General features: G+C 46.6%; 16 protein-coding genes and 2 tRNA genes. 15 read left to right on the top strand and 3 right to left on the bottom strand.

Features of this window, described 5'->3' with window-relative positions:
* Window positions 1-22: 22 nt before the first annotated feature.
* Together dacB and R3289_RS13280 are read right to left on the bottom strand one after the other, a co-directional pair.
* Entirely contained in the window at window positions 23-1,462 is a 1,440-nt protein-coding gene (dacB, locus tag R3289_RS13285; protein ID WP_318926133.1) for a serine-type D-Ala-D-Ala carboxypeptidase, read from the bottom strand.
* A 90-nt stretch (window positions 1,463-1,552) separates the two neighbouring features.
* Window positions 1,553-2,557 carry a porin gene (locus tag R3289_RS13280; RefSeq protein WP_318926131.1) on the bottom strand — a complete coding sequence of 335 codons (1,005 nt, stop codon included), beginning with the start codon at window positions 2,555-2,557 and terminating at the stop codon, window positions 1,553-1,555.
* A gap of 484 nt (window positions 2,558-3,041) precedes the next feature.
* Between R3289_RS13280 and greA the strand changes: the two genes are divergently transcribed.
* Window positions 3,042-3,515 (top strand): transcription elongation factor GreA, encoded by a 474-nt coding sequence (greA, locus tag R3289_RS13275; protein ID WP_318926130.1) that lies wholly within the window; start codon window positions 3,042-3,044, stop codon window positions 3,513-3,515.
* Between the two features lie 132 nt (window positions 3,516-3,647).
* On the opposite strand, the gene yhbY is transcribed toward greA, so the two are convergent.
* Window positions 3,648-3,944 carry a ribosome assembly RNA-binding protein YhbY gene (yhbY, locus tag R3289_RS13270; protein WP_318926128.1) on the bottom strand — a complete coding sequence of 99 codons (297 nt, stop codon included), beginning with the start codon at window positions 3,942-3,944 and terminating at the stop codon, window positions 3,648-3,650.
* Between the two features lie 140 nt (window positions 3,945-4,084).
* On the opposite strand from yhbY, the gene rlmE reads away from it, so the two are divergent.
* The 14 genes from rlmE (at window position 4,085) to pnp (ending at window position 19,220) form a co-directional block, all read left to right on the top strand.
* Window positions 4,085-4,714 (top strand): 23S rRNA (uridine(2552)-2'-O)-methyltransferase RlmE, encoded by a 630-nt coding sequence (gene rlmE, locus R3289_RS13265; protein ID WP_318926126.1) that lies wholly within the window; start codon window positions 4,085-4,087, stop codon window positions 4,712-4,714.
* 40 nt (window positions 4,715-4,754) lie between these two features.
* Complete coding sequence (gene ftsH, locus R3289_RS13260; RefSeq protein ID WP_318926125.1) at window positions 4,755-6,704, top strand: ATP-dependent zinc metalloprotease FtsH; 1,950 nt, start codon at window positions 4,755-4,757, stop codon at window positions 6,702-6,704.
* Between the two features lie 74 nt (window positions 6,705-6,778).
* Window positions 6,779-7,615 carry a dihydropteroate synthase gene (gene folP, locus R3289_RS13255; RefSeq protein WP_318926123.1) on the top strand — a complete coding sequence of 279 codons (837 nt, stop codon included), beginning with the start codon at window positions 6,779-6,781 and terminating at the stop codon, window positions 7,613-7,615.
* 78 nt (window positions 7,616-7,693) lie between these two features.
* On the top strand, window positions 7,694-9,031 hold the full coding sequence (gene glmM / locus R3289_RS13250) for a phosphoglucosamine mutase (protein WP_413466703.1): 1,338 nt from the start codon (window positions 7,694-7,696) through the stop codon (window positions 9,029-9,031).
* 204 nt (window positions 9,032-9,235) lie between these two features.
* Entirely contained in the window at window positions 9,236-9,568 is a 333-nt protein-coding gene (secG, locus tag R3289_RS13245) for a preprotein translocase subunit SecG (protein ID WP_318926122.1), read from the top strand.
* A gap of 11 nt (window positions 9,569-9,579) precedes the next feature.
* A tRNA-Leu gene (locus tag R3289_RS13240) sits at window positions 9,580-9,664 on the top strand.
* A gap of 57 nt (window positions 9,665-9,721) precedes the next feature.
* A tRNA-Met gene (locus R3289_RS13235) sits at window positions 9,722-9,798 on the top strand.
* A gap of 176 nt (window positions 9,799-9,974) precedes the next feature.
* The gene (gene rimP, locus R3289_RS13230; RefSeq protein WP_107284030.1) at window positions 9,975-10,430 is read left to right on the top strand and encodes a ribosome maturation factor RimP; all 456 of its coding nucleotides are present in this window, start codon (window positions 9,975-9,977) and stop codon (window positions 10,428-10,430) included.
* Window positions 10,431-10,452: 22 nt separating this feature from the next.
* Window positions 10,453-11,940 carry a transcription termination factor NusA gene (nusA, locus tag R3289_RS13225; protein WP_318926120.1) on the top strand — a complete coding sequence of 496 codons (1,488 nt, stop codon included), beginning with the start codon at window positions 10,453-10,455 and terminating at the stop codon, window positions 11,938-11,940.
* Between the two features lie 25 nt (window positions 11,941-11,965).
* The gene (gene infB, locus R3289_RS13220; RefSeq protein WP_318926118.1) at window positions 11,966-14,704 is read left to right on the top strand and encodes a translation initiation factor IF-2; all 2,739 of its coding nucleotides are present in this window, start codon (window positions 11,966-11,968) and stop codon (window positions 14,702-14,704) included.
* A 123-nt stretch (window positions 14,705-14,827) separates the two neighbouring features.
* On the top strand, window positions 14,828-15,232 hold the full coding sequence (gene rbfA / locus R3289_RS13215) for a 30S ribosome-binding factor RbfA (protein ID WP_107284027.1): 405 nt from the start codon (window positions 14,828-14,830) through the stop codon (window positions 15,230-15,232).
* On the top strand, window positions 15,232-16,176 hold the full coding sequence (gene truB / locus R3289_RS13210; RefSeq protein WP_318926116.1) for a tRNA pseudouridine(55) synthase TruB: 945 nt from the start codon (window positions 15,232-15,234) through the stop codon (window positions 16,174-16,176). Before rbfA ends, truB begins: the two co-directional genes overlap by 1 nt.
* 246 nt (window positions 16,177-16,422) lie before the next feature.
* A complete protein-coding gene (rpsO, locus tag R3289_RS13205; RefSeq protein WP_107284024.1) occupies window positions 16,423-16,692 on the top strand; it encodes a 30S ribosomal protein S15 in 270 nt (89 codons plus the stop codon).
* Window positions 16,693-17,096: 404 nt separating this feature from the next.
* Entirely contained in the window at window positions 17,097-19,220 is a 2,124-nt protein-coding gene (gene pnp, locus R3289_RS13200; protein WP_413466702.1) for a polyribonucleotide nucleotidyltransferase, read from the top strand.
* Window positions 19,221-19,263 lie beyond the last annotated feature (43 nt).

Genomic DNA, 19,263 nt, shown 5'->3' with positions numbered 1-19,263 from the left:
CCCATTAACGCGTCACTCGCCCCTAGAAATTCTCGTATAATGCCCGATATAACTCCCGCTCAAACGCCTCAATTGGCGGCGCGGTTTTCGGCGCATCTTCCGTTTTGTCTTCAGGGTGGTAATTGGTCACCATCTGGACAAATAACAGCTTTTTTCCTGACTTGGCCGTCATAATGCCGGCCAGGTTATGGGTGCCGTACAGTGAACCGCTTTTGGCGGCAATATTCTCTGTCAGTGGCTGGTGGCGAATGCTCTGGCGGTAGCGCAGCGTACCACTTTGGCCGCTGACTGGCAGGGTGGTAAGTAGCCCCAGTTGGGTGTCATGCTGGAAAAGGTAAGTAACCACTTTCATCATTTGAGCCGCCGTCAGGCGGTTGTTGCGCGAGAGCCCTGAGCCGTCAACCAGTACCGTCTGGCTTAAATCAATTCCCGCCTTGTCATTCAAGATGGCTTTTATTGCTGCAATACCGTTATTGAAGGTGCCCGGTCGGCTGAAATAACGGTAGCCAAGGGTTTTGGTCAGGTTATCGGCGATCAGGTTATCTGACTCTCTGACCATGGTATCGAGCAATTCGCTTAGTGGCGCGGAAGTATGACGGGCGATGCGTTTACCGCTCGCCTGATCATCACGCAGTATTTTACCGTTAAAACGGATCCCGGCTCGTTTCAATTCACGGCGAATAACCGCTGCCGTGTAGTCAACGGTGTTCTGTATCGCGAAGTTAAGCGGCAGGGGCTTGTCACGCTTAGCTAAGCACCCACTTAGCTGGTAACCGTTGCCGTTATCGGCTGTTAGCGTTAAGTCGCAGTAGCGCGCTTTTTGCTGATCTTTGCTGACAATCAGTGCATCGCTGCTGACGGTGATTGGCTGGTGGACAGGGACATTCACTCGGGTAAGCTGACCCAGAGCTTTATTACTGTAAAGTGCGCCCTGTACGCAGTTGTGCTCAAGTGAAATGCTGCTTGATGGCGCACTGTAGCAAACTCCGAGAATATCCCAAGGCCAGCCTGGGGCACGTTCGTAGCCGCTAAATACCGATCCGTTCAGGATAATATTGCCCTTGAGAGTAGATTGTTTGTGTTTTTTCAGCTGTGTAAGCAGCACGGCCAGTTGCTGGCGGGAAAATGTCGGATCGCCACTAAAACGTATGACGATATCCTTACCTTGCTGTTCTAAATCTGTGTTAAAGCGGAAATCAGTCTCGAGATAGAGCTTGGCTGCCAGCGCTATAATCAGTTTCTGGGTGCTGGCTGGTGACTGAAGCTGGTTTTCCCGTTGGGCATAGACGATATGACCCGTTAGCGGATCGGTAACTAACAGGGCGGCATCATGACCTGCGGGTAACTGGTTAATTGCTTGCTGAGGGGAAAAGTTTGCCAGTACCGACTGGCTGAGCAGCAAGCTAAAAAGTAAAGGGACAAGACATAAGGGGAATAAGCGCAGCATCAGGTTAACGGCCATCGATAAATAATCAAACTATCTTATAGCAAAAAGGCGCCGACCCGAAGATCTGCGCCTTTTTAGCAAGTAGTGCTTTTAATCCAGAGGGGATTAGAAGTCGTAACGTGCACCAAGAACTAACTCGTCAGAAGTTGCAGCACGAGTGATGCCAACTGATGAATCTGTGTCTAGGTTGTTGAACTTGTAAGATGCATAAGCGCGGAAGTTATTGTTGAAGTAATGAGTCGCATCAACTGCGATAGAGTCACGTAGATCCGCATCTCTGTCTGTGTCTTCTAGGTAGTTGTAAGTCGCGATGAATACAGTCTTGCCCATTGTGTAGGCAGCCGCGAATTCGTAACCGCGAGACTCGTCTACATTCTGGCCGTGTACTTCAGTATTGCGTGAGTCCTGGTACAGACCCGCAAGATAGAAGTCACCAAAGGTGTAAGATACGGTGCCGAATGCCTGCTTACCCGTTTCAGTATTTGCAGCAGCTTGACCTTCTTGCTCGCCGTAGCCAGCACCGAAGCCCAGTCCCATGTCCATGACGTACATTGCTGCAACAGAGTAGCCGTCAACGTCATAAGTTTCTTTAGCCGTGTTTTCATTTTCGCCGTTGAATACATAGTTCGCTTTAACCGTCAGGTTGTCGAAAGAACCTGTGTAAGCAAGGTTGTTGCCGGTACGGTCTGCAGCCGCAAGCTTATTACCCGCTTCGTTGCCGTGGTAAGCCATGATATCAGTGAAGTCCGTTAGCATAGCCAGAGAGCCGTCAGTTTTACCGTATACTAGCTCACCGTATTGGCTACCAACTCCAGCGTAAGCGTAACGTGTTTCGTCGTTGGCGCTGTCATCACTTTGGAATTCTTTTTCGAAGAAGCCTAGACCGTAGAAATCTTCAGAGATATCTGTTTTACCTGCGATGTTGACACGTACACGAGACGCATCAGTTACTTTGCTATCGCCAGCTGCGTCGTCAGCCATAACTGCACGAGCTTCAAAACGACCGCCGATGGCTAGGCTAGATGTTTCATCTGAGTAAACTTCTGCCGCTGTTGCTGCGCCAGAAAGAGTTGCTGCTGCTACTGCTAAAGCAATAAGGTTCTTGTTCATTGCCGAATCCTTTTTTGAATTTTTATTGGATGCATTTCAAATTTAAATGCATGCTGTTCTTTTTACTGAACTAAATTGAAAACAGTTAGTAAAAAAAACTGAAAAATACTTTAGGCGAATAAGATGTTCTAAGTGGCGATATAATTTCTACTTTAAATCATATGGTTACGATTGCCGGTTAAAGTTCCGCATCGGCGATTTGCTTTAGCTGTATTTATATTTTGTTGATATTTTCGCAATGAGAGAAAATTGTAACATTCAATCTATTTGTGACTTGATACACATCTTTATATGGCATTATTATGCTAATGAACGTTGTTGGCGGTCTTTAGTAAGAATTCGTTTCTAGGGTGATCTCTTGGTCATCTTTGTTTAAAATGATCTGTAATCCTATTTCACTGTGTTGGTTCAGCTGAGGCTGGGCTGGCTTTTTTTACTCAAAAAGTGGCGAGCGCTTTTTTGGGGTACTGAGGTAATAATATTTATGGAAAAGGTTCCAATGACGGTACGTGGCGAACAAAAGCTGCGTGAAGAGCTCGAGGTATTGATGAAGCGTCGCCCTATTATTTCAAAGGCGATTGGTGAAGCACGTGAGTTGGGTGATTTAAAAGAGAATGCCGAATACCATGCTGCACGTGAAGAACAGGGTATTTGTGAAGCTCAGATCCGTGATATTGAATATAAACTGTCTGTCGCACAGGTCATTGATGTGACGAAAATGAAAAATACGGGCAAAGTCATTTTTGGTGTCACCGTCAATTTGATCGATATCGATACCGAAGAAGAAATCACTTATCGCATTGTCGGTGATGATGAAGCGAATATTAAGCAAAATCGCATCTCGGTTAATTCACCGATTGCACGTGGTTTGATTGGCAAGCTTGAAGGCGATGAAGTATCGATTGTCACGCCGGGCGGGACAAAAGAGTTTGAGATTGAACAGGTTCAATACATCTAGGATGTGTACTGTTAATGGAATTGTTAGTAAATGTAACAGTTCGGCAGTGATTTAGAACGATAAAAGTGAACAAGATCACAAACTTTAGCGAGCAAAAGAGAAAGGTAAAAAAGGCCGCATCGGCGGCCTTTTTTATTTGCGAGGTAGCTCGATTTTGCGCTCTTCGCTTGGACGGTACAGCACCAGTGTTTTACCGATGACCTGTACTTTTTCCGCTTTGGTTTCACGAATAATTGCGTCTACGATCAATACCTTGGTTTCGCGCTCTTCCGCTGCAACCTTGACCTTGATAAGCTCGTGATGATTGAGTGCAATTTCGATCTCGGCCAGAACTGCTTCAGTTAAGCCGTTTGCACCCATCAGGACTACAGGTTTCAGGTTGTGAGCAAGGCCTTTCAGGTATTGCTTCTGTTTGGTGCTTAGATTCATTGTGGCTCTATTTTTTATAACAAGGGTTGAAAACGTGTCATTCTAACGCCATCTAGGCTAGAAGACTAATTTGTTTAGTATGTGTAGCGATTCCGCTATCCAAGTATACTTAATAAATACGACAACTCATTAGGTAAAGCATGAGTAGAAAAAAACAATCAGCCAGCTCTGGTCGCTGGTTGAAAGAACATTTTGATGATAAATATGTTCTGGAGGCGCAAAAAAAGGGCTATCGTTCTCGTGCTATCTTCAAAATTGAAGAAATTCAGAATAAAGATAAATTGCTTAAACCCGGCATGACTGTGGTCGATCTTGGTGCTGCACCTGGTGGTTGGTCACAGTATGCAGCAGAAGTTGTTGGGGATAGTGGTCAGGTTATTGCCTGTGATATTCTGGCGATGGATTCACTGCCAGGTGTGAGCTTCCTGCAAGGTGATTTCCGAGAAGAAGCTGTGTTAGATGCACTGTTAGAACGTATTCAACCGGATATGGTGGATGTGGTACTTTCGGATATGGCGCCTAATATGAGTGGCAATCTTGCATCAGACCAACCTAGAGCAATGTATCTTGTTGAACTAGCATTAGATATGTGTCGACAAGTACTTGCGCCGAATGGCAGCTTTGCGGTAAAAGTTTTCCAGGGGGAAGGCTTTGACCAGTATTTAGCTGAAATTCGAAGCATGTTCAAAGTGGTTAAAATCCGTAAACCAGACTCATCCCGAGATCGCTCTCGTGAGGTCTACATTGTGGCTACAGGTTACAAACTGTAGTACTCTACATCCATCTTTAAGTGATTGCGAGGCTAACACCTTGAGTGACATGGCAAAAAACTTGATTTTGTGGTTGGTTATCGCTGTGGTTCTGATGTCTGTATTTCAGAGCTTCGGTCCCAGTGATAGTGCTGGCCGTCAAGTCGATTATACGACCTTCGTCCGTGAAATCGGTCAGGATCAGATAAGGGAAGCTCGGTTCAATGAGCGTGAAATCACCGTAGTTAAGCGTGACAACACGCGATACGTCACTTATCTACCTGTTTATAACGATCAGAAACTATTAGACGACTTGATCAACGCAAATGTGAAAGTGTTGGGGACACCGCCGGAAGAGCCAAGCGTACTCGCTTCTATCTTCATCTCTTGGTTCCCGATGCTGCTTCTCATTGGTGTTTGGATATTCTTTATGCGCCAAATGCAGGGCGGTGGTGGCAAAGGTGCCATGTCGTTCGGTAAATCGAAAGCGCGTATGATGAGTGAAGACCAGATCAAAACAACCTTCAACGATGTTGCCGGTTGTGATGAAGCCAAAGAAGACGTTAAAGAGCTGGTTGATTATTTACGAGATCCAAGCCGTTTTCAGAAGCTGGGTGGTAAAATACCTACTGGTATCTTGCTGGTTGGTCCTCCTGGTACGGGTAAAACGTTATTGGCAAAAGCAATTGCCGGTGAAGCAAAAGTTCCGTTCTTTACTATCTCTGGTTCTGACTTTGTTGAAATGTTCGTTGGTGTGGGCGCGTCCCGTGTCCGTGACATGTTTGAACAAGCGAAGAAATCTGCGCCTTGTATTATCTTTATCGATGAGATCGATGCCGTAGGTCGTCAGCGTGGTGCTGGTGTCGGTGGTGGTCATGATGAACGTGAGCAGACGCTGAACCAGCTGTTGGTTGAAATGGATGGTTTTGAAGGTAACGAAGGTATTATTGTTATCGCCGCAACGAACCGTCCAGACGTATTGGACCCAGCCTTACTTCGTCCTGGCCGTTTCGACCGTCAAGTTGTGGTTGGTTTGCCTGATGTTCGTGGTCGTGAGCAGATCCTGAAAGTTCACATGCGTAAAGTTCCATTAGAAAATGATGTTGAACCGTCTCTTATTGCGCGTGGTACTCCGGGTTTCTCTGGGGCTGATTTAGCTAACTTAGTTAACGAAGCCGCATTGTTTGCAGCACGTGGTAACAAGCGTGTTGTTTCAATGGTGGAATTTGAACTGGCAAAAGACAAAATCATGATGGGCGCAGAGCGCAAATCGATGGTTATGTCTGAAGAGCAGAAAGAATCGACGGCATATCACGAAGCGGGTCACGCGATTATTGGTCGTTTGGTTCCGGATCATGATCCTGTCTACAAAGTCTCAATTATTCCGCGTGGTCGTGCGCTGGGTGTCACGATGTACTTGCCAGAGCAAGATCGTATTAGCCACTCACGCGAATTCCTGGAATCGATGCTTTCAAGCCTTTACGGTGGTCGTTTGGCTGAAGAGTTGATCTACGGTCCGAATAAAGTATCAACCGGTGCTTCAAATGACATCGAGCGAGCAACGGATATTGCCCGTAAAATGGTTACTCAGTGGGGCTTTTCCGAGAAAATGGGGCCGGTACTTTATGCTGAAGATGAAGGTGAAGTCTTCTTGGGTCGCTCGGTAACACAGACTAAACATATGTCTGATGATACTGCTCGTGCGATTGACAATGAAGTGCGTGCTCTGATTGACCGCAACTATGAGCGTGCACGTGAAATCCTGTCTCAGAACATGGATATCATGCATGCAATGAAAGATGCGTTGATGAAGTACGAAACAATTGATGCTGGTCAGATTGATGATCTGATGGCGCGTAAGACAGAAATCCGTGCGCCGAAAGGCTGGAGTGCTGACGATACGTTAAAAGCATCCGTTGATTCAGACAACAGCAAAGCTGACGATACGGCAGCGGCTGGCGAGGCCTCTGAGTCAGAACAGCCAAAAGAAGACGATAAGCCACAAGCTTAATTGCCTTTTTAATTATTAAAACCCCGAACTTGTGTCGGGGTTTTTTTATGCAAATTCTCATGGAGTCGTGAGTCGTGATTTTGACTAGCAAAGAAAAAACACTCGATCTTTCTTATCCTCATACCATGGGGATTTTAAATGTTACCCCTGATTCATTTTCAGATGGTGGCAAATTCAACCAATTGGATCATGCATTGCGGCATGTCGATGCGATGCTTACCGCGGGAACCAGTATTATTGATATCGGCGGTGAATCGACCCGGCCAGGGGCATCCAATGTCATTCTGGCACAAGAACTCGAGCGTGTTGTACCGGTAATTGAAGCCATTCGGCAGCGGTTTGATTGCTGGATTTCAATTGATACCAGTAAAACCCAAGTTATGACAGAAGCTGTTATGGCGGGCGCTGATTTGATCAATGATGTGCGGGCGTTGCAAGATCCTGGGGCATTAGAGGCTGCAGCGAAGGCTAATGTGCCTATTTGCTTGATGCATATGCAAGGTCAGCCGCGTACAATGCAGACGCAGCCACATTATGATGATCTGATCACAGATGTCAGTGAATTTCTTGCAGAGCGGGTACAAGCGTGTGAAAACGCAGGCATTCTGCGCGAGCAGTTGCTACTTGACCCAGGGTACGGTTTTGGTAAAACCGTTGAACAGAATTATCAGTTGTTGGCACATCTCGATAAGTTCCATCAATTTGGCTTACCGCTATTAGTCGGTATGTCTCGGAAGTCGATGATTTTTAAACTGCTAAACAAGCAGCCAGCTGAATGCCTAGCCGGGAGTTTAGCGTGCGCCACGATTGCAGCAATGAAAGGCGCTCAGATTATCCGTGTTCACGATGCCCAAGAAACGGTTGATGTATTGAAAGTGTGCAAAATGACATTGGAACAAGAAAAAATATAATTGTGGCCTGAATGTGATAACGACAATTATCGCTGAAAGGCGGCATAGAAAATTACAATAAATTGCTAGGAGCTAATAATGGCTGAACGTAAGTATTTTGGTACCGATGGGATTCGCGGTTTGGTTGGTGAAGGGCCGATTACGCCTGAATTTGTGCTGAAACTAGGCTGGGCTGCGGGTCGCGTTTTATCGCAGACGGGCACAAAAAAAGTATTGATTGGCAAAGACACCCGTATATCGGGTTATATGCTGGAGTCAGCACTTGAAGCCGGGCTTGCTGCTGCAGGCTTGCAGGCTGCCTTTACCGGCCCTATGCCGACCCCGGCGGTTGCCTATCTGACGCGTACATTCCGCGCCGAAGCGGGGATCGTGATTTCGGCCTCCCACAATCCTTACTACGATAACGGTATTAAATTTTTCTCCTCAGAAGGTACTAAGCTACCTGATGACGTGGAACTGGCCATTGAAGCTGAGCTCGAAAAGCCGCTGACTTGTGTCGATTCAGCCCAACTCGGCAAAGCGATGCGAATTGTTGATGCGGCAGGCCGTTATATTGAATTTTGTAAAAGCACCTTCCCTCATGATATGAGCCTGTCAGGGCTTAATATTGTGGTCGACTGTGCCCATGGCGCGACTTATCACATTGCCCCTAAAGTGTTGCGTGAGCTTGGTGCGAATGTGGTTGAAATTGGCTGTGAGCCAAATGGTACCAATATAAACCATCAGGTCGGCGCGACAGATGTCGGTTCACTGCAGGCAAAAGTACTGGAAGAAAAAGCAGATTTCGGTATTGCATTAGATGGCGATGGCGACCGCGTGATCATGGTTGATGGCGAAGGGAATAAGGTCGATGGTGATCAAATTGCCTATATTATTGCCCGTGATGCCTTGCGCCGTGGTGAATTGAAAGGCGGTGTGGTTGGTACCCTGATGACTAATCTGGGTATGGAAATTGCGCTTAAGAACCTCGGGATTCCGTTTGTTCGCTCTAAAGTGGGTGATCGCTATGTGATGGAAGAGCTGCAAAAGCAAAACTGGTTGATCGGTGCTGAAAATTCAGGTCATGTTATTTTACTGGATAAAATCACGACCGGTGACGGCATCGTTGCAGGCTTGCAGGTGATGGCATCGATAGTTGGCAGTAAGATGACGCTTAAAGAGCTCTGCGACGGCATGAAAATGTTCCCTCAGGTGCTGGAAAATGTACGTTTCAAAGGGAATGGCAATCCATTGAAATCTGAGGCGGTTATCGCCGCTAAAAAAGCGGTTGAAGAGAAACTGGGTACTAGCGGACGAGTCTTGTTACGTAAGTCGGGCACTGAACCATTAATTCGCGTTATGGTTGAAGGCGAAGACAGCGATTCTGTTAAAGAATATGCATTGGAAATCGCTCAGGCCGTTAAAGATAACTGTTAGTCTGTAATGATTAGAGCAAATGGTTACCTTTTTGCCGGTTTTGCTTAAAACTTGTTCAAGCGATTCGCCTTATTAACTATTTGGTGAGATTTTACTTGTCACTGCAGCAAGCATTCGCTAATATTCTCCCGCTCCTAAATTGCGGGAGAACGCTGGCGCTGCTTTGGCAAGCCCGGCGCAATAATATCGACATAGGTGGAACCCATGTACGAAATTCTACTTGTGATTTATCTGTTGGCTGCGATTGGTGTTATTGGCCTCGTTCTAGTACAGCAAGGTAAAGGCGCAGATATGGGAGCTTCATTTGGGGCTGGCGCTTCTGGAACATTGTTCGGTGCTAGCGGCTCTGGAAATTTTTTAACCCGAATGACATCAGTTTGTGCAGCTGCATTCTTCGTTATCAGTCTGGTTCTTGGCAACATAAGTGCTAAGCAAGCAGCAGAGAAGAGTGGATGGGAAGAGTTAACTGCCCCAGCAACAGAGCAAATTGTAGATAAAACTGAGAGCGTTTCTGTAAACAGCGACATTCCTCAGTAATTAAAGATTTAGCCGAGATGGTGAAATTGGTAGACACGCTAGCATGAGGTGCTAGTGCCGCAAGGTGTAGGGGTTCAAGTCCCCTTCTCGGCACCATTATACTGATTACTTGAAAGAGTAACGTCTGCGCGATATAATGCGTTCAGATTCGGACGCGGGGTGGAGCAGTTTGGTAGCTCGTCGGGCTCATAACCCGAAGGTCGTCGGTTCAAATCCGGCCCCCGCAACCACTTTTCCGAAAACAGACTATTCTAAATAGAGGTGTTTGTTTTCTATCACAGCGTGCTGTGATAATCAGGGTCCAGTAATAAAAAACCCCGTAAATCGGGGTTTTTTATTATCTGAAACATGACCATTCAGGTATTTACTGGGCTTTAGGCCCTTTTTTTGTTTCCGGGGGGTTGTCTTGACAGCTTTAGAGACACAATTAACCGAACTGCTTGACGGACCTGTCAATGCTTTAGGCTATGAACTGGTAGGTTTGGAATTCATCCGAGCGGGTGAACATTCCACATTACGTGTATTCATTGATCATGAAAATGGCATCAATGTTGATGACTGCGCCGAAGTAAGTCGCCAAATTAGTGCCGTTATGGATGTAGAAGATCCAATCACCGTGGCTTATCACCTGGAGGTGTCTTCCCCTGGTCTTGAGCGGCCACTATTTAAAGCAGCACATTACCAACAATTTATTGGTCACGAGGTCAGCCTGGTGCTAAAAATGGCGATGAATAATCGTCGCAAGTGGAAAGGTGACATTATTGCCGTTGAAGGTGAATTGGTCACACTTAAAGTAGATGGCAATGACGAAACGTTTGCACTGAGCAATATTTCCAAGGCCAACCTGATTCCAAAATTCTAACCGCTATATTGGGGCATTAGAAATGAACAAAGAAATCTTGGCTGTCGTTGAAGCGGTATCTAATGAGAAAGCTGTTCCTCGTGAGCGTATCTTTGAAGCTCTTGAGATCGCACTGGCAACAGCGACAAAGAAAAAAAGCGAAGCAGAAATTGACGTTCGCGTTGCGATTGACCGCAAAACCGGTAGTTTTGAAACTTTCCGTCGTTGGAAAGCTGTTGAAGAAGTGACTCAGCCTACACTTGAGATCACTTTAGAAGCGGCACAGTTTGATGACGAAACGGTTGAGCTGGGTGACTACGTTGAAGATGAGATTGAATCTGTAACGTTTGACCGTATTACGACCCAAACGGCTAAGCAAGTCATTGTGCAGAAAGTACGTGAAGCTGAGCGAGCTCAAGTTGTTGAACAGTTTATGGATAATGAAGGTGAGCTAATCACCGGTATTGTCAAGAAAGTGAATCGTGACGCGATTATTATCGATTTGGGCAATAATGCTGAAGCTGTTATTCAGCGTGACGATCAGCTACCACGTGAAAACTTCCGTCCGGGCGACAGAATACGTGGTTTGCTGTATTCTGTACGTCCTGAAGCGCGCGGTTTCCAGCTCTTCATGACGCGTTCAAAAGCAGAAATGCTAACTGAGCTGTTCCGCATTGAAGTGCCAGAAATTGGCGAAGAGCTGATTGAACTGATGGGCGCGGCGCGTGACCCTGGCTCTCGTGCGAAAATCGCAGTGAAAACTAACGATAAACGTATCGACCCAGTTGGTGCATGTGTGGGTATGCGTGGTGCGCGTGTTCAGGCCGTGTCTAGTGAACTAGGCGGTGAGCGTATTGATATCGTACTTTGGGATGAGAACTCAGCTCAATACGTTATTAATGCCATGGCACCGGCAGAAGTCAGTTCAATCATCGTTGATGAAGACAACCACACGATGGACATTGCTGTTGAGAAAGATAACCTTGCTCAGGCAATTGGTCGTAATGGTCAGAACATCCGTTTGGCCTCTCAGCTAACTGGCTGGGAACTCAATGTGATGACAGTAGAAGATCTGCAGAAAAAGCACCAGGAAGAAGCCCAGGGATCAATTGAAGTGTTTACTAAACACTTGGATATTGATGAAGACTTCGCGGCTGTTCTGGTTGAAGAAGGTTTCACTACGCTAGAAGAAATCGCCTACGTACCGGTAAGCGAGCTAAAGGCTGTTGAGGGCCTTGATGAAGAGGCTATCAACGAACTTCGTAATCGAGCTAAAGAAGCTCTGACTACTCTTGCCCTTGCACAGGAAGAGATGTTTGAAGGTGTTGAACCTGCTGACGATCTTTTAGGCTTGGACGGTCTTGAACGTGATATGGCGTTTAAGTTAGCCGCGAAAAGTATTTGCACGCTTGAAGATCTTGCAGATCAGGGTACTGATGACTTGCTCGATATCGAAGGCATGAATGAAGCAAGAGCGGGTGAGTTGATTATGGCTGCTCGTAACATCTGCTGGTTCAGCGACGAAGCGTAATAAAATTAAGCAAGGGAGAAGCAGTATGTCAGAAGTTACAGTTAAAGCATTGGCCGAGGAAGTGGGTACGCCTATTGATCGGTTGCTTCAACAATTTTCAGACGCTGGTATTAGCAAGAAAGCTGAAGATAGTGTAAGCCAGAGCGAGAAGCAGTCACTGTTATCCCATCTCAAAAAAGAGCATGGTGGTGACAGTGCTGGCGAAGCTCCATCTCGTCTTACTTTGCAACGTAAAACGCGCAGTACACTGAGTGTTTCTGGTACGGGTGGCAAAAGTAAAAACGTACAAGTTGAGGTGCGCAAAAAGCGTACCTATGTGAAACGCTCGGCTCTTGATGAAGAGCAGCGTGCTGCGGAAGAAGCGACGCGCCAGGCAGAAGAAGCTGCTCAGCGTGAAGCTCAGGCTCAGCAAGAGGCAGAAATGAAAGCTAAGCGTGATGCAGAAGAAGCAACGCGTAAAGCGGAAGAGGCACGTTTGGCTGAAGAACAAGCTAAGCGTGACGCAGAAGACAAGGCTAATCGCAAAGTCGAGGATACGACTAAGCGAGAGGTTACAGATAAGCGTAAAGCCCCCGATAAGGCTAAACGCACCGCCGCTGATCAACAGGCTAAGATAGAAGCCGAGGCGCTACAACGTCGCCAGGAAGAGGAAGCCAAGCGTAAAGCCGAAGAAGAGAGTCAGCGTCAGCTAGAAGAGGCACGCAAAATGGCAGAAGTAAACGAAAAACGTTGGACGGAAACCGACCAGCAGACTAAAACAAAGATGGAAGAAGCCGATTACCACGTTACGACGTCTACTCATGCCCGTGCTGCGGAAGATGAGCAAGACCGTAAAGAAGAAGTGACTGGTACTCGTCGTAAGAAGAAAAAGCCAGCAGCTAACGTCGATGAACGTGGTCCTAAAGGCCGTGGTGGTCGTAACCAACGCGGTCGCGGTGGCAAGAAGAAAGCCCAGGTAAATGCACCGACATCAATGCAACACGGTTTTGATAAAACAGCAACCGTTGCTAAGTCTGATGTTGTCATTGGCGAAACCATCGTTGTTTCTGAACTGGCAAGTAAAATGTCAGTAAAAGCGACTGAAATCATCAAAGCAATGATGAAGATGGGCGCTATGGTTACCATTAACCAGGTTATCGACCAAGAAACGGCAGCACTTGTCGCTGAAGAACTGGGTCACAAAGTTATTCTCCGTAAAGAGAATGAACTAGAAGAAGCAATAATGTCTGACCGTGATGACACGGCTGTTGCTGAACCTCGTGCGCCTGTTGTCACTATCATGGGTCACGTCGACCACGGTAAAACGTCAACGCTTGATTATATTCGTAAAGCACACGTTGCATCAGGTGAAGCCGGCGGCATTACCCAGCACATCGGTGCCTACCATGTTGAAATCGGTAACGGCATGATCACCTTCCTTGATACACCAGGACACGCAGCGTTTACCGCTATGCGTGCTCGTGGTGCTCAAGCGACAGATATCGTTGTCCTTGTTGTTGCAGCTGATGATGGCGTGATGCCACAGACAATTGAAGCAATCCAGCACGCGAAAGCGGCAGGTGTACCTCTGATTGTTGCTGTGAACAAAATCGATAAAGAAGATGCAAACCCAGACAACGTTAAGAACGAGCTGGCTCAGTACGATGTTATCCCTGAAGAGTGGGGCGGTGAGAACATGTTCGTTCACATCTCTGCTAAGCAAGGTACCAACATTGACGGTTTACTAGAAGCTATCTTGCTACAAGCTGAAGTTCTTGAACTGAAAGCAGTTAAAGAAGGCATGGCAAGCGGTGTTGTTATTGAGTCTCGCCTTGATAAAGGTCGTGGTCCTGTTGCAACCGTTCTGGTTCAGTCTGGTACTTTGCGTAAGGGCGATATCGTTCTTTGTGGTCTGGAGCATGGCCGTGTTCGTGCAATGCGCGACGAAAATGGTCAAGATATTGAGTCTGCAGGTCCGTCGATCCCCGTTGAGATTCTAGGTCTTTCTGGCGTACCGGCATCTGGTGACGAAGCGACAGTTGTACGTGATGAGCGTAAAGCACGTGAAGTTGCACTTTACCGTCAAGGTAAATTCCGCGATGTTAAACTAGCACGCCAGCAGAAAGCGAAACTTGAAAACATGTTCTCTAACATGACCGCAGGTGACGTTGCTGAGTTAAACGTAGTACTGAAAGCGGATGTACAGGGTTCTATCGAAGCGATTACCGATTCACTACTGAAGCTGTCTACAGATGAAGTTAAAGTGAACGTTGTTGGTTCTGGTGTTGGCGGTATTACAGAAACTGATGCCGTACTGGCAGCAGCATCTAACGCTATCATTCTTGGTTTCAACGTTCGTGCTGATGTACCTGCACGTCGTATGATTGATAATGAAAACCTTGACCTGCGTTACTACTCAATCATTTATCAATTGATTGATGAAGTAAAAGCAGCAATGGGTGGCATGTTGTCTCCTGAATTCCGTCAGGAAATCATCGGTCTTGCGTCTGTTCGTGACGTATTTAAGTCACCTAAGATCGGCGCAATCGCGGGTTGTATGGTAACTGAAGGTCTGATTAAGCGTAATAACCCTATCCGTGTTCTACGTGATAACGTTGTTATTTATGAAGGTGAGCTAGAATCACTACGTCGCTTTAAAGATGATGTCAACGAAGTTAAGAACGGCTACGAATGTGGTATCGGCGTTAAGAACTACAATGATGTTCGTGTCGGTGACCAGATCGAAGTTTATGAAATCGTTGAAATTCAACGTACCCTTGATTAATAGTTAAGGTTGTTACTTCTTTAAGTAAGTAAACAAACAACCCAATGGGGAGCTTCGGCTCCCCATTCTTGCAAGAGAGCCTTTTTCTTTAAAAGAGCCTCTTCTTTAAGAGAGATAGATAAAATGGCCAAAGAATTCAGTCGTACCCAGCGTGTCGCACAACAGTTACAAAAAGAACTAGCAGTTATCCTTCAACGTGAGATTAAAGATCCACGTATTGGCATGACAACTATCTCCAGTGTTGAAGTGTCCCGTGACATGGGTTATGCCAAAGTGTACGTTACCTTCTTTACTGTTGGCGAGCAGACACCAGAAGGCAGCCTTGAAGTATTACGGGAAATGGCTCCTTACATTCGTTCACTCTTGGGCAAGCAAATTCGCCTGCGCGTGACACCTGAACTAACCTTTATTTACGATCAGTCGTTGACGGAAGGTATGCGTATTTCCAACCTGGTTACCAATGCGGTTCGTGATGACAACGAGCGTCGCGTTGATGAAGGTGACGCACAAGAAGGTGAGGATAAGTAATGGCACGTCGTCGTAAGGGTCGTCCGGTCGATGGGGTCATCCTGCTCGACAAACCAACCGGACTCAGCTCGAATGATGCGCTGCAGAAAGTAAAGCGTATCTTTTTTGCGCAAAAGGCGGGCCATACCGGTGCGCTGGATCCACTGGCAACCGGTATGCTGCCTATCTGCTTTGGTGAAGCGACGAAGTTTTCTCAGTTTCTTCTCGATTCAGATAAGCGCTACCGTGTGATCGCGAAACTGGGTGAGCGTACCGATACCTCAGATTCCGACGGTGAAGTGGTCGAAACCCGTGAAGTGAAAGTCGACCGTGGTCAGCTGGAGCGTTGCATTGCCAAGTTCCGCGGAACAACGGATCAAATTCCGTCTATGTATTCGGCATTGAAATACCAGGGTCGTAAACTCTATGAGTATGCCCGCGAAGGAATCGAAGTTCCACGTGAGTCACGCAAAATCACGGTATTCTCTGTTGAGCTGATCCGGTTTGAAAACAATGAAGTCGAGATGGAACTGCATGTATCGAAAGGTACTTACATCCGCACGATTGTTGATGATCTGGGGGAAATGCTAGGTTGTGGCGCACACGTGACCTACCTTCGCCGTACCGGTGTTTCTAACTATCCAATGGAACGTGTGGTGACATTGGAGCAGTTACAGGCACTGCTTGATCAAGCGAATGAGCAGGGAATGTCACCAGGTGAACTTCTGGACCCGTTATTGTTACCGACAGATAGTGCCGTCCAGGATTTACCTGAAGTGAATATCTTACCGGCGAGTGCGGTTTACGTCCTTAACGGTAATCCGGTCAATGCCGGTCGTGTGCCTGAAACGGGAACGTTAGTCCGTATTACCGTCGGTGAGCAGCGTGAGTTCATCGGGGTGGGCGTGATTGATCAAGATGACATGCTGGCACCAAAGCGCGTGATGGCGAACCAGCAAGACTAAGGAACGAGAAGCGAGATCCTAATGTCAAGGGGAGAGCAAAAGTGTAAAAACTCACTCGGCGAGTGAGTTTTTGAAATCTGCTCGCAGAGTCTGGAAATCGACCTCGCCTCTCGAACCCCGCGACGAGTATCTTCTGCGATTATTTTCTTGTAGTCGAGGAAAGCTACCAGTATAATTCGCGGCTTGGGTGTCGGCTGAATCAGAGATTGGCGGCACAAATTAAAACATCTAGTATTAGGAAGAGTTATGTCTCTGAATGCAGAAACTAAAGCAGCAATCGTTGCTGAATACGCACAATGTGAAAACGACACTGGTTCACCTGAAGTTCAGGTTGCGCTTTTAACAGCACAAATTAACCACCTTCAAGGTCACTTTGCTGCTCACAAACACGACCACCACAGCCGTCGCGGTCTGCTACGTATGGTTTCTCGCCGTCGTAAGCTTCTAGACTACCTAAAAGGTAAGAATCTTGATCGTTACCAAGATCTTATCAAGCGTCAAGGCCTACGTCGCTAAGATTGCTTTCGAGAAAGGAGCCTTATGGCTCCTTTCTTTTTAATCAGTAATTCCCCTTACTCATTATTTATTCCAATATCTGCATCGAAAGTGCCCATTTATAGCAATAAACTCCGCGCTTTCTCTTGAATTTGAAAAAATAGTAGCAAGCTGAATTACTAATCAAGATATAAATATACTTACTTACTTACTTTACCTGATTGATCAGTCGTTCTCCCGACCTAAAGGTCGCGGCTAATGACAGTTATTTACGATTAAGCCGATCCGGCTATTCAGTCGATAATTATCATTAGTCGCGATGTGTGAAATCATCGTAAAGTGGGTTTCATCACATGACGCTTTTCCTTGTGTCAGATATACTTAACGACGCAAATAGAAAGCGGATAATATTTAAGGAAATTCACGTGAATCCTATCGTAAAGACTTTCCAGTACGGTAACCACACAGTTACCCTTGAAACTGGTGTTATGGCGCGTCAAGCGACAGCCGCTGTTATGGCTAGCATGGACGATACGTCTGTGTTCGTATCTGTAGTTGGCAAGAAAAAAGCGGTTGAAGGCCAAGACTTCTTCCCGCTAACAGTTAACTACCAAGAGCGTACTTACGCTGCTGGTAAAATCCCTGGTGGTTTCTTCAAGCGTGAAGGTCGTCCTTCTGAAGGCGAAACACTGACTGCCCGTTTGATTGACCGTCCAATTCGTCCGCTATTTCCTGATGCATTCAAAAACGAAGTTCAGGTTATCGCGACTGTAGTTTCTGTAAACCCAGATGTAAACCCAGACATGATCACGATGATCGCAACGTCTGCGGCACTGGCGATTTCTGGCCTGCCATTCAATGGTCCTATCGGTGCGGCACGTGTTGGTTACATCAATGATCAGCTTGTTCTTAACCCAAGCAACACTGAGCTGGAAGAAAGCCGTCTAGACCTTGTTGTTTCCGGTACTAAAGACGCTGTTCTGATGGTTGAATCAGAAGCAGATCGCCTGTCTGAAGAACAAATGCTACAGGCCGTAGTTTACGGTCACGACCAACAGCAAGTTGTCATTGATGCAATCAATGAGTTTGCGGCGGAAGTTGCTACTCCTGCTTGGGATTGGGCAGCACCGGTTGTTAACACTGAACTGAAAGCGCGTGTTGCGGATAAAGCTGAAACTCGTCTGGCTGACGCATACCAGATCACTGAAAAAATGGCGCGTTACGACGAAGTTGGTGCCATTAAGAACGACGTTGTTGAAGCACTTCTTGGTGAAAGCGAAGAACTGGATGAGCGCGAAATCCGCGGCATGCTAAGTTCTCTAGAGAAGAACGTTGTGCGTAGCCGTATCATCGCGGGCAACCCACGTATCGATGGTCGTGAAAAAGACATGGTTCGTGCGCTAGACGTACGTACTGGTGTTCTTCCCCGTACTCACGGTTCTTCTTTGTTCACACGTGGTGAAACTCAGGCACTAGTAACTGCTACGCTTGGTACACAACGTGACGCACAAATTATTGACAGCATCATGGGTGAGAAGAAAGATCACTTCCTTCTACACTACAACTTCCCTCCATACTGTGTAGGTGAAACGGGTTTTGTTGGTTCACCTAAGCGTCGTGAAATTGGCCACGGTAAACTGGCTAAGCGCGGTATTGCTGCAGTAATGCCTTCGGTTGAAGAATTCCCATACACAGTACGTGTTGTATCGGAAATCACAGAATCTAACGGTTCATCTTCAATGGCTTCTGTCTGTGGTACGTCTCTGGCACTGATGGATGCTGGTGTGCCAATCAAAGCGTCTGTTGCGGGTATCGCAATGGGTCTGGTTAAAGAAGGCGATGACTTTGTTGTTCTTTCTGACATTCTTGGTGACGAAGATCATCTGGGTGACATGGACTTTAAAGTGGCGGGTACTGACGACGGTATCACTGCATTGCAGATGGATATCAAAATCGAAGGTATCACGAAAGAGATCATGCAGATCGCTCTGAACCAGGCCAAAGGTGCGCGTAAGCACATCCTTAGCGTGATGGACGATGCAATCGGCACTCACCGTGACGAGATTTCTGAGTTTGCTCCTCGTATCTATACGATGAAGATCAACTCTGACAAGATCAAAGATGTTATCGGTAAAGGTGGTGCAGTTATTCGTCAGCTGACTGAAGAAACTGGCACAACTATCGAAATCGAAGATGACGGTACAATCAAGATTGCCGCAACTGAAGGCAAGGCGGCTAAAGAAGCAATTCGCCGTATCGAAGAAATCACAGCTGACGTTGAAGTTGGTCGCATCTATACTGGTAAAGTAATGCGTGTAGTTGACTTTGGTGCCTTTGTTTCTGTTATCGGTGCCAAAGAAGGTCTGGTACATATTTCTCAAATCTCTCAGGAGCGTGTAGAGAAAGTGGCAGACCACCTAGAGCTAGGCCAGGAAGTTAAGGTTAAAGTTCTGGAGATCGACCGTCAGGGCCGTATTCGCCTAAGCATGAAAGAAGCACAAGCTGAGCAGAATCCTGCGCCAGCTCAAGACGAGCAGCCACAAGGCTAAGTCTTTCTTCTTAAAGCATGTTATAAAGGGGCTAATAAGCCCC

The organism is Photobacterium sp., from assembly GCF_033720175.1.
In the GTDB taxonomy this organism is placed as follows: domain Bacteria; phylum Pseudomonadota; class Gammaproteobacteria; order Enterobacterales; family Vibrionaceae; genus Photobacterium.
The sequence above is the reverse complement of the archived record's forward strand: the minus strand, read 5'-3'. Positions and strand labels throughout refer to the sequence as shown.

Bases quoted from the DNA above. Each gene is read 5' to 3' on its own strand.
- glmM (WP_413466703.1), top strand. From the start codon at position 7,694: ATGGCTGAACGTAAGTATTTTGGTACCGATGGGATTCGCGGTTTGGTT.
- nusA (WP_318926120.1), top strand. From the start codon at position 10,453: ATGAACAAAGAAATCTTGGCTGTCGTTGAAGCGGTATCTAATGAGAAA.
- rlmE (WP_318926126.1), top strand. From the start codon at position 4,085: ATGAGTAGAAAAAAACAATCAGCCAGCTCTGGTCGCTGGTTGAAAGAA.
- yhbY (WP_318926128.1), bottom strand. From the start codon at position 3,944: ATGAATCTAAGCACCAAACAGAAGCAATACCTGAAAGGCCTTGCTCAC.
- greA (WP_318926130.1), top strand. From the start codon at position 3,042: ATGGAAAAGGTTCCAATGACGGTACGTGGCGAACAAAAGCTGCGTGAA.
- R3289_RS13280 (WP_318926131.1), bottom strand. From the start codon at position 2,557: ATGAACAAGAACCTTATTGCTTTAGCAGTAGCAGCAGCAACTCTTTCT.
- infB (WP_318926118.1), top strand. From the start codon at position 11,966: ATGTCAGAAGTTACAGTTAAAGCATTGGCCGAGGAAGTGGGTACGCCT.
- rbfA (WP_107284027.1), top strand. From the start codon at position 14,828: ATGGCCAAAGAATTCAGTCGTACCCAGCGTGTCGCACAACAGTTACAA.
- secG (WP_318926122.1), top strand. From the start codon at position 9,236: ATGTACGAAATTCTACTTGTGATTTATCTGTTGGCTGCGATTGGTGTT.
- rpsO (WP_107284024.1), top strand. From the start codon at position 16,423: ATGTCTCTGAATGCAGAAACTAAAGCAGCAATCGTTGCTGAATACGCA.
- dacB (WP_318926133.1), bottom strand. From the start codon at position 1,462: ATGGCCGTTAACCTGATGCTGCGCTTATTCCCCTTATGTCTTGTCCCT.
- truB (WP_318926116.1), top strand. From the start codon at position 15,232: ATGGCACGTCGTCGTAAGGGTCGTCCGGTCGATGGGGTCATCCTGCTC.